The 10,383-nt window shown below is 69.1% G+C and carries 10 protein-coding genes; 2 read left to right on the top strand and 8 right to left on the bottom strand.

The genetic code is table 11. The features are described 5' to 3' along the window. Positions 1 to 3 precede the first annotated feature (3 nt). Positions 4 to 1,197 (top strand): acyl-CoA dehydrogenase family protein, encoded by a 1,194-nt coding sequence (locus ASG69_RS02815; RefSeq protein ID WP_056447295.1) that lies wholly within the window; start codon positions 4 to 6, stop codon positions 1,195 to 1,197. A gap of 4 nt (positions 1,198 to 1,201) precedes the next feature. Here ASG69_RS02815 and ASG69_RS02820 read toward each other — a convergent pair whose 3' ends face one another. The 8 genes from ASG69_RS02820 to ASG69_RS02855 form a co-directional block, all read right to left on the bottom strand. Further along, positions 1,202 to 1,621, bottom strand: coding sequence for a ChaB family protein (locus ASG69_RS02820; protein WP_056447298.1), 420 nt, complete (start codon positions 1,619 to 1,621; stop codon positions 1,202 to 1,204). A 155-nt stretch (positions 1,622 to 1,776) separates the two neighbouring features. Then, entirely contained in the window at positions 1,777 to 2,637 is an 861-nt protein-coding gene (locus ASG69_RS02825; protein WP_056447301.1) for a cyclopropane mycolic acid synthase family methyltransferase, read from the bottom strand. Positions 2,638 to 3,083: 446 nt separating this feature from the next. Continuing rightward, the gene (locus ASG69_RS02830) at positions 3,084 to 4,742 is read right to left on the bottom strand and encodes a phospholipase D family protein (protein ID WP_056447600.1); all 1,659 of its coding nucleotides are present in this window, start codon (positions 4,740 to 4,742) and stop codon (positions 3,084 to 3,086) included. 59 nt (positions 4,743 to 4,801) lie between these two features. Next, on the bottom strand, positions 4,802 to 5,383 hold the full coding sequence (gene idi / locus ASG69_RS02835; protein WP_056447305.1) for an isopentenyl-diphosphate Delta-isomerase: 582 nt from the start codon (positions 5,381 to 5,383) through the stop codon (positions 4,802 to 4,804). Positions 5,384 to 5,434: 51 nt separating this feature from the next. Further along, positions 5,435 to 6,337 carry a sucrase ferredoxin gene (locus ASG69_RS02840; protein WP_056447601.1) on the bottom strand — a complete coding sequence of 301 codons (903 nt, stop codon included), beginning with the start codon at positions 6,335 to 6,337 and terminating at the stop codon, positions 5,435 to 5,437. Positions 6,338 to 6,345: 8 nt separating this feature from the next. Next, the gene (locus ASG69_RS02845; protein ID WP_056447308.1) at positions 6,346 to 7,605 is read right to left on the bottom strand and encodes a cupin domain-containing protein; all 1,260 of its coding nucleotides are present in this window, start codon (positions 7,603 to 7,605) and stop codon (positions 6,346 to 6,348) included. Further along, the gene (locus ASG69_RS02850) at positions 7,602 to 7,859 is read right to left on the bottom strand and encodes a hypothetical protein (protein WP_027503975.1); all 258 of its coding nucleotides are present in this window, start codon (positions 7,857 to 7,859) and stop codon (positions 7,602 to 7,604) included. Before ASG69_RS02850 ends, ASG69_RS02845 begins: the two co-directional genes overlap by 4 nt. 84 nt (positions 7,860 to 7,943) lie before the next feature. After that, entirely contained in the window at positions 7,944 to 9,290 is a 1,347-nt protein-coding gene (locus ASG69_RS02855) for an APC family permease (RefSeq protein ID WP_056447311.1), read from the bottom strand. Positions 9,291 to 9,422: 132 nt separating this feature from the next. On the opposite strand from ASG69_RS02855, the gene ASG69_RS02860 reads away from it, so the two are divergent. Further along, on the top strand, positions 9,423 to 10,334 hold the full coding sequence (locus ASG69_RS02860) for a manganese catalase family protein (RefSeq protein ID WP_056447315.1): 912 nt from the start codon (positions 9,423 to 9,425) through the stop codon (positions 10,332 to 10,334). The last annotated feature ends 49 nt before the right edge of the window (positions 10,335 to 10,383 follow it).

Below are 10,383 nucleotides of genomic sequence, written 5' to 3' on the forward strand. Positions count from 1 at the left end.
AGGATGACGACCACCGCACCGCGCACCACCGCAGCACCCGTCGGACCACTCGATCTCTTCGCCGCCGACTCCCTGCTCGACGAGGACGAGCGGGACATCGCGGCCACGGTCCGCACGTTCGTCGACAAGCGGCTCAAGCCCGAGGTGGGGGACTGGTTCGAGGCCGGCACGCTGCCTCGGGAGATCGCTCGCGAGTTCGGCGGCATGGGTCTGATGGGCATGCACCTCGAGGGGTACGGTTGCGCCGGGACCAACGCGGTGAGCTACGGCCTCGCGTGCATGGAACTCGAGGCGGGTGACAGCGGGTTCCGGAGTTTCGTCTCCGTGCAGGGCTCGCTGTCCATGTTCTCGATCCACCGGTACGGGTCGGAGGAGCAGAAGCAGGAATGGCTCCCACGTCTCGCCACCGGGGAGGCCATCGGGTGTTTCGGACTGACCGAGGCCGACTTCGGTTCCAACCCGTCCGGGATGCGCACCCGTGCGCGACGGGACGGCGACGACTGGATCCTCTCCGGCTCCAAGATGTGGATCACCAACGGCACCCTGGCCGACGTGGCGACGGTGTGGGCGCGGACCGACGAGGGCTTCCGTGGGTTCGTCGTGCCCACGGACGCACCGGGATTCGCCGCGCACGCCATCGGTAAGAAGCTGTCGCTGCGCGCCTCGGTGACAGCGGAACTCGTCTTCGACGACATCCGGCTCCCGTCGTCGGCGATGCTGCCCGGTGCCACCAGCCTCGGGGCTCCGCTCTCCTGCCTCAACGAGGCGCGGTTCGGCATCGTGTTCGGCGCTCTCGGCGCAGCGCGAGACAGTCTCGAGACCGCCATTGCGTACGCGAACTCCCGCGAGGTGTTCGACCGGCCGCTCGCGAGTTTCCAGCTGACGCAACAGAAGCTGGCCGACATGACGCTCGAGCTCGGCAAGGGGTTCCTTCTCGCCGTCCACCTCGGCAGGATCAAGGACCGCGGTGAGATCACGCCGGATCAGGTGAGTCTGGGCAAGCTCAACAACGTGCGCGAGGCCATCGCCATTGCTCGCGAGTGCCGCACGATCCTGGGCGGTAGCGGCATCACTCTGGAGTACTCGCCGTTGCGGCACGCCAACAACCTGGAGTCCGTGCTCACCTACGAGGGAACCAGTGAGATGCACATGCTGTCCATCGGTAAGGCGCTGACCGGCCAGCAGGCCTTCCGCTGACTCCTCACCGCTTCTTCGCGGTCTGCTTCCTGTTCTCCTTGTCGATGGCGTCGACCAACTCGTCCTTGGTCATCGTCGATCGGCCGTGCACGTCGAGGTCGCGAGCGACCTCCTCGAGGTGCTTCTTCGACGCGTTCGCGTCGACGCCGCCGGCGCTGCGGCCCTTCGGGTTCGGGCCGCCGCTCTCGGCGCGCTCGTCGGAGGGGCCCTTCTCGTCCTTCGGCTCCCAGTGGTCGCCCACCTTCTCGTAGCTGTGCTTCAGGGAGGAGTAGGCGACTCGGTGCGCCCGCTGCTCGTCGTCGTACTCCTCCTCCGCGGAGTCGAGTGTCTTCGCGAAGGTGCGCTGCGCCTTCTCGTCCGATTTCTGCAGGGTGGAGGGCAGCTCCGACTCGATGGGCCTGCCGTCGTCGTCCGTCGTGGGCACGACTGCCTCCTTCTCTCGGGTCCTGAACGTCGGGTCTCGTGTTCAGGTGGCCTACCCTCGTCCGGCGGCGCGAAAACCCCGACGTCGAACGTGTAGCTGCCGTGGGAGACCATGCCGGCGGCTTCCCCGCCGACATGGTTCCACACGGAGTGGTTCTACTTGGACAGCGTGAACTGCATGATGTCGATGGTTCCGCGGCGGAACTGCTTCGCGCATCCGCCGAGGTACTTGATGTAGCGCTCGTAGACCTCGTCGCCGGCGATCGCGATGGCCTCGTCCTTGCGGGCCTCGAGGTTCTCCGTCCAGATCTCCAGCGTGCGGGCGTAGTGCTGCTGCAACGAGTGCACCCGGTCGACCGAGAACCCGACGGACGTCGCGCGTTCCTGGATGGTGCCCGGGCGCTCGAGCTCCCCGCCGGGGAAGATCTCCCGGAGGATGAAGCGCATGAAGACGGCGTCGCGCTTGTCGACGGCGACACCCTTCTCCGCCAGATCGTCCAGACCGTAGCCGACGATGGTGTGCAGCAACATGACTCCGTCGGAGGGGAGCAACGAGTGCGCCTTCTCGAAGAACGGGACGTGGCGCGCGCGGCGGAAGTGTTCGAAGGCGCCGACGCTGACGATCCGGTCGACCGGCTCGTCGAACTCCTCCCAGCCCTGCAGGCGCACCTCGGCCTTGCGGTCGCCCGTGAGGTCGTCCAGACGGGACTGGACGCGTCCGAACTGGTGCTCGCTGAGCGTCAGGCCGACCACGTCCACATCGAACCGCTCGCGGGCGCGGATCATCGCGGTTCCCCATCCGCAGCCGACGTCGAGCAGGCGCATGCCCGACTCGAGGCCCAACTTGTCCAGGGCCAGATCGATCTTCGCGAGCTGTGCCTCCTCGAGCGTCATGTCCTCGCGCTCGAAGTACGCACAGCTGTACGTCCACGTGGGGTCGAGGAAGAGCGCGAAGAAGTCGTCGGACAGGTCGTAGTGCGACTGAACGTTCTTGAAGAAGGGCTTCAGGTCTGTCATGTGGTCTAGCAACCTCACACTCGACGGGCAGGAAGGAGCGACGGCACACCCTCCCCCGGGGATGTCTGTCATGCGCGAATCTACGGTCTTCCCAGTCGATCCGCGCTCGGAACCGCCAGGTCGACGCGCTAAACGAACCTGCGGTCCGAGTCGCGCGCGTCCGTCGTGGTCGGTCCCGGTTCTCGGCTCCCGCAGGTCGTCGAAGGTCCGTTTCGGGGCCGTCGCTCGGCGATGTCGCGCTCCTCGAAGGATCGTGGTCGCCAGGGCGCCCCGGCCGACACCAACTAGTCGATGACGCAGGACATCCACCTGGTCGCGTTGCAACGCGATGAGCGGGCTCAGGACCAGCAGTGCCGGCACGTCTCGTCCGGACACGACGGCATGGAAGGAGTCACGTTGTCGCGGATGCAGTTCGGGCATGACCGAGCGCCCGCGCGGCCGCACCGTCAGAAGCGGCGCGTCAACCGCAGGCGCAGTGGTCGGCCGTCGGGGTCGACCACCAGCCGGTAGAGGAGCGAGAACACCCGCTGTTTCCACAGCGGCGGCACCTCGATGGCATGCATGCGCAACCGTCCTCGCGGGCGATCACCGTCGCGGCCCCCGTCGTGCCACGCGTCGAGCTCGCTGACCTGATCGGCGACCGCGTCGAAGCAGTCGTCCGGGTCGAGGAGGTCGGCGACGTCGGCGTCCGCGCCGCTCCCACGGGACAGGTGTTCGGCGAGCAGTTCGAGGCGGAGGTCTCGGGCGAACACCCGCGCACCGTCACCCAGGCCACCGGGATCGACGGGCTCGCGCGCATCCCGCTCCTCGTCGACCACGGCCGCCGTGAGCTCCGAATCGTGGGTCCAGGAACGGCGATTGAAGTTGTCGCTACCGATGGCCGCCCACACGTCGTCGACGATGCAGACCTTGGAGTGCACGTACACCGGCACGCTGTCGTCGTTCTCCACGTCGAGGACGAGCACCCGGTCGGCGCCCGCGTCACGCAGCAGATCCAACGCGGCGGCGTGGCCGAGGAGCGACGGTGGGATGGTGATCGCGCTGTCGTCGTCGAGGTGACGGGGTACCACGATGATCATGCGGAGCCGGGGCGAGCGCCGCAGCGCACGCGCGAAGACCCGCGCGACGTCCAAGGACCACAGGTACTGGTCCTCGATGTAGATCAAGCGCTCGGCGCGACCGAGGGCCTTGGCGTACGCACGGGCGGCGCTGCGCTCACCGTCCTGCGCGAACGGGTACGACGGTCGGCGACGCGGGTAGGTGCGGAGCAATTGCACCGAGCACGTTCCCGTCGCCTCGGGGTCGGGGAGGGCAGCGGGCAGCTCGGACGGCTCGCGCCGGTGCCGGCGGACGACGTCGCTCACCACGTGCCACGGCAGCCGCGACAGCGCCGCCGGATCCTCCCAGCGCTCCCGGAAGGTGTCCTCGACGTCGCGCACGGCCGGACCGCGCATCTCGAGCTGCAGGTCGTGCCAGGCGGGGGTCTCCCCGTACTCCGGCGGGAACGGTCGGCTCAGGGCATCGCCGTGATGGTGCGCATCGTCCCGTCGGGACCGGGCCAGATCGATACCGCCCACGAACGCGACGTTGCCGTCGCGACGCGAGGAGGAACGCAGCACCACGAGCTTCTGATGATGGGAGCCGAAGGTCAGAACGCGCTGATCGAGAACGCACTCACCGCCCGCGTCCTCGAGGGCGGTCGCGAGGGCACTGTTCTTGCCGCCGGTGTATCCGAGGCCCTCCGCGTGCGAGCGCCACAGCAGGCCTCGGACGACGACACCGCGCGTCGCGGCGCCGGTCAATGCGTCCTCGACCGTGGGACCGCGGTCGGTGAGCACCTGCTCCGGGTCGCCGCGCCAATCGGTGAACATCACCAGATCGTCGGGTTCCGCGTCGGCGAGGTGGTCGTTCAACACCCGGAAGTAGGTGTCGCCGTGCACGAGAGCGACGCAGCGGTTGCCCGCCGTCCACGCGCGGATGCGGGTGTCCGGGTTGGCGCGCTCCTCCTCGGACAGGAACCAGGGATGTGTCTCGTCGTCGAAATCGACGTCCGCGAAGATCGACGATCGACCGAGAGCATGCGAGATCCGATCCACCGCCGTCATCAACACGTTGCCGCGAGGTGGTGCACCTCTCTCGCCGACGCTCGGTCCCGACCCGTGCGTCACGCGACGCGCGCGGCGGGTGGGAGGGACTCGGTGCCGCCGGTGGGCCAGGCCAGGGGATCGGACCCCAGGGCGTGCAGCTGACGGACCTGGTCCTGACACCACGGCGACAGATCGCTCTCGCCCGCGAGCACGGTCGCGACGAACTCGTCCCACGGTTCCCAGCGGTAGTCGGCCACCTCGTCCGGTCTCGGATCGACGGTCCTGTCGTCGTGCAGGACGAGGAACACCGGGCAGATCTCGTACTCGACCACGCCGTTGTCCATCACGGCGCGGTACCGGAACGACGGGAGCACCGGAGCCGCGCTGTCCGCACCGATACCCAGTTCGTGATCGAGGCGCCGCAGAACCGCGGAGTCGAGACGCTCACCCGGCGCGGGGTGTCCGCAGCACGTGTTGGTCCAGATTCCGGGCCAGGTGCGCTTGTCGTGCGCCCGCTGTGTCACCAGGACCTCGCGCTCGCGGTTGATCACGTAGCTCGAGAACGCCAGGTGCAGCGGTGTGGCGTCGTGATGCACAGTGGCCTTGTCGTGGGTGCCGATGGCACGGCCGTCCTCATCGAGCAGTACTACGAGTTCCACACGTGTCCCTTCCGGATGTACGACCGGCCTCCCGTCCAGAGTAATGGTCGCTCAGCGGGGCCGAGACCGGCGGACGGACACCACGTCGTGGGTGCGCACCGGTCCGGCGACGCGGGCGTGGCACGTGGTGAGGATCGGCGCCGACAGAGTCTCCTGGAGAACCACCTCGACGGTGTCCCCGTGGTGGTCGAGGAGGACGTGTCGCCGACCGTCCGGGCCCGGGGCCTCCGAGAGTGGGTGCAGGGTGTCGATGGCGAAGTCCTGCAGAGCGGCGCGCGCCGCGTGCTGGGCCACCTGGACGGCGCCCGAGAACGCGCTGCGGCCACGCAGGAACTCCGGGGTGACGAGCCCGTCGTGGTGGCGCCGGAGGATGCGGACGACGTCCGCGTCGTCGACGTTGCCGTAGTAGAGACCGTGCGGCAGGAGGATCATCGTGCCGGCGAACCGATCGCCACCGAGGTGCGAGCACTCCCACACCTCGCCGGGGTACGCCGCCACGGCCGGGGCGAGGATCGTGCGACCACGGACGGCGCAACAGCGGTCGTGCCTGCCGTGGGTGCACACGGCCACGATGGTCTCCGTCGACGCGGTACCCGACGATCCGTCGAGCGGGACGTCGAGCAGATCGGCGGCGTCGGTCACCTCGCCCCGGCGCACGCTCTCGTGGCCGGGCCGTGCGTCGACCAGAGCCCACCGCCACCGACCTCGGCCGCGGCGACGGCCGGGCTCACGCACGGCCAGCGGGCGGAGTCCGGCACCCTCGATGCGGCGCACGAGGGCTCTGCCGAGCACGGGATCGAGGACCGACGGGGAATCGAGGAACGCCGACGGGCCCCAACTGCCCGCGAGCTCGACGAGGAACCACCGATCGCCGCGAGAACCGCTGCCCTGCAACGTGTCACCGCGATCGCGCGCCCTATCGCTGCACGGGCGCCACGCCGCGGTGGTGGTCACCGGCGTCGTCACGGTCGCGCGACGACGAGACCCTCGCGGAGCAGGCGACGCACCACGACGACCGCGTCCTGATCGTCGAGACCCGTGAGATCGCCGACAGCGCAGTCTTTTCCGCTGTGCAGCTGCCGAACGGCGTCCGCCGCGATCGCCGGCAGCGTGATCGTCTTGGTCCGCGTCGTGACGGCGACCGCCTCGGGCGACTGCGTCACCCGCGCGGCGAGCCCGGATCGCCACGTCACCACGGTGGCCGCGGTCAGGCCGGCCATCGTGCGGACGGTCTCGAGAGGACGCACCGGGGCCGGCCGCGTGACCTCGACGAAGCGACGGCCGACTCGCTCTGCCGCCGCCCGCGCTCGACTGTCGCGGCCGTCGGTCTCGGCGAGGGCCGCGGTCAGGTCTGCGATCAGCGCGCGCACGTGCGGTGCGACGGCGTCCGGATCGGTCAGATCGAGCCCCACGGGCAGCGGGGCCCGGAAGCTCGCGTCGTCCGCGAGGGTGCCCAGCACGTGATGCAGCAGGTCGTACCGGGTGAAGGCCGACATTCCGACGGTCAGATGGATCGAGGTGTCACCCAGGGCCTCGGCGGAATGGATCCAGCCACGCGGAACGTACAGCGAATCACCCTCGCGCAGAACGACGTCGAGGGTCGGGTCCGTGCGCGCCATGGCGGCGACGGCGTCCCGGCGATCCGACCACGGCTGGTTCGACAGCGGATGCTCGTGCACCGGGGGGTGCAGGATCCACCGCTTCTCGCCGGCGATCTGGAGGACGAAGACGTCGTGCACGTCGTAGTGGGGATCGAATCCCCGCGACGATGCGGGGGTGATGTACGAGTTGACCTGCACCGGGTGGCCGAGATCGGCGACCAGGTCGCCGGTGAAGTGGATGAGGGGAGGCCACAGTCGATGGAGTCCCTGCAGGACGAGGGTGTGGCCGTCCGCGAAGGCCGCCAGAATTCCGGCGGAGTCGAGCTGATCGGTCACCTCGGCCCCGAAGCCACCCGAATCGGTGAACTGACTGCGGTCGGTCAGTGCGCCGTTCCGGGCCATCCGGGCGAACGGAGTGCGCACGCCGCGTTCGGACACCAGCTCGTCGACGGCGTCCGTCGACAGCAGATCGGTGAACGGAGCGGGTAGATCGACCGCGCGCGTCAGGAGCGGCGCGCGACCCCAGTGGTCCTCGGCGAAGGCGCGGGGCTCGATGCTCAGAAGACGACGCAGCGCGGACCGGTCTCCCGGTCCGCGCTCGTCATCGGTCGGTCGGCTCAAGCCGTACCGTCCGCACCGCCGTCGTGGCCGTCGGGGTTCGAGCCGCCGTCGGCCGGGCCCTCGCCGCTGGCCGCGGAGCCGTCCGCGCCGCCGTCGTGTCCACCCGGATTCGAGCCGCCGTCCGCGGGGCCCTCCGTGCTGGACGCGGTGCCGTCGGCGCCGCCGTCGTGACCGTTCGGGTTGGAGCCGCCGTCGGCGGGGCCTTCGCCGCCTGCTGCTCCGGAAGTGGTGATGTCGTCGTCGTTGATAGCCATCGTCTACCTTTCAGTCGTCACGACCGGACGCCGGAATTCCGGCGTCGGACACACATCGAACGTCCCCGTTCTACAGGAGACAGGTCACGTGTTGACGATTTCGGGACTTCTCAAACTCCGTGTCCACCGCATCGCCGCGTAGAGCACGCCGCCGACCAGGAGCAGCACGCCGGCACGCAGCCATGTCTGTGCGGTCTGCTGCGTCGCGAGCACGCCGCAGCTGATCAGAGCGAGCACCGGAAGGATCACCGGGGTGCGGAAGTGCGGATGGTCCACACGGTCCTTGCGTAGCACCAGCACGGCGAGATTGGTGCTGACGAACACGATCAGGAGCAACAGGACGACGGTTTCGGCGAGTGCTGCGACCGTGCCGGTGGCCGCGAGAATCATGGCCACCACCGTGGTCGCGACGATGGCCACCCACGGTGTCTGCCGCCGTGGCAACACCCGGCCCGCGACGGCGGGCAGCAGTCGTTGTCCGGCCATGCCGTACGTGAGGCGACTGGCCATGATCATGGTCAGCAGGGCGCCGTTGGCAACGGCGATCAACGCGACGAGTCCGAACAGCCTGTCGGGGACACCGACGTCGGCGGCCGAGACGACGGCGAGCAGGGGCGCCGAGGTGTCCGCGAGGTCGCTCGCGGGCACGACCGCACTCACTGCGAGTCCGACCGCGACGTAGACCGCACCGGCCGCCGCCAGGGAGAGGAAGAGCGCGCGAGGGTAGACGCGGTGCACGTCCCGGACCTCCTCCGCCATGTTGGCCGAGGTCTCGAACCCGACGAACGAATAGAAAGCGAGCAGTGCCGCCGCGAGGACCGCCACGGCAGGGTTCACGGCGTCGGTGAACTCGAGGGTGCGGCCGAGATCGCCGTCGCCGCGACCGAGCACGATGCAGGCGAGGACGACGACGAGGACGAGTCCGCTGACCTCGACGACGGTCATGACCAGGTTCGCCCGCATCGACTCCTTGATGCCACGCGCGTTCAGCAGAGCGACGACGGCGAGGAACACCAGCGCGGCAGGAACCGTCGGGACGTCGAGGAAGGCGCCCAGATAGTCACCGGCGAAGGCGACGGACAGCCCTGCCGCGCTCGTCACACCCGCCGCCAGCATCGAGAACCCGACGAGGAACGACACCACCGGCCGTCCGAAGGCTCGCTCGGCGAACACGGCGGCGCCACCCGCACGCGGGTACTTGGTCACCAGCTCGGCGTACGAGGCCGCGGTGAGCATGGCCATGGCGAGGGCTACCAGCAGCGGCACCCACACGGCACCGCCGACCTCGCCGGCGATCTCGCCCACGAGTGCGTAGATGCCCGCTCCGAGAACGTCACCCAGGATGAAGACGAACAGGAGTTTGCCGGTGACGGCGCGACGCAGACCGGGGGAGTCGCCCGGGGCCGCAGGGTCGTTCAGGTCGGTGCTCATCGCAGCCGGTTACCCGTTCGCGGGGCCGTTACCCACGCGCACGATCCGGCGATCCGGGTCGTTTGTCGGGTCCGCCTCCGGGTAGCCGGGGCGCGACAAGAGCACGACCCCCGAGCACTGTCAGGAGCCTTCATGTTCCGTCACACCGACCACCTCCAGTTCGACGTGAATCCGGAGAAGCCGGATCCCGTCTACGCCCGAAAGCTGCAAGAGTTGATCGGCGGCGCGTACGGCGAGATGACCGTCACGATGCAGTACCTGTTCCAGGGATGGAACTGTCGCATGAAAGGCAAGTACAAGGACCTCATCATGGACATCGCGACCGAGGAGATCGGTCACGTGGAGATGATCGCGACCATGGTCGCGCGGCTCCTCGAGGGCGCACCGGCCACCGAGTCCACCAAGAACGCTGCCGCCGATCCCGTCGTCGCCGCGGTGCTGGGCGGGATGGATCCGCAGCAGGCCATCGTGTCCGGCGGCGGACCCACCCTCGCCGACAGCAACGGTGTCCCGTGGAACGGGCGCTTCATCGTCGCCAGCGGCAACCTGCTGGCGGACTTCCGCGCCAACGTCGCGGCGGAGGCGCAGGGCCGCGTGCAGACCGCACGCCTGTGGCACATGACCGACGATCCCGGTGTCAAGAACATGCTCGAGTTCAACCTGGCCCGCGACACGTATCACCAGAACATGTGGCTCGCGGCCATCGAGGAGCTGCAGGCGGACGGTCTGGAGGGTGTGGTGGCGCCGAACGACCTGTTCGACGAGGAGTACGACGAGCACGCGAGCACGCTGTGGCATCTGTCGGACGGCACCGAGTCCGACAAGGGCCGGTGGGCGCACGGCACCGCACCCGACGGCCGCCACGAGAACAGGTTCCTCGCCGATCCGCAGCCGCTGGGCAACAAGCAGAGTGGACCGCCGCCGGACCCGAAGCTCTACGCCACCTACGACGGCGGACTCGGCGAACCGTCGAACGCGGCTCTCGGCACGGAGAAGGGCGTCATGGGCAAGATCAAGGAGACGTTGGACCCCGACGCCGGCTGATCGGCCGACCCGAACGACTAAGAACCCCGGCGCCGATACGGCGCCGGGG

The sequence above is a fragment of the Rhodococcus sp. Leaf225 genome (assembly GCF_001426145.1).
GTDB lineage: Bacteria > Actinomycetota > Actinomycetes > Mycobacteriales > Mycobacteriaceae > Rhodococcoides.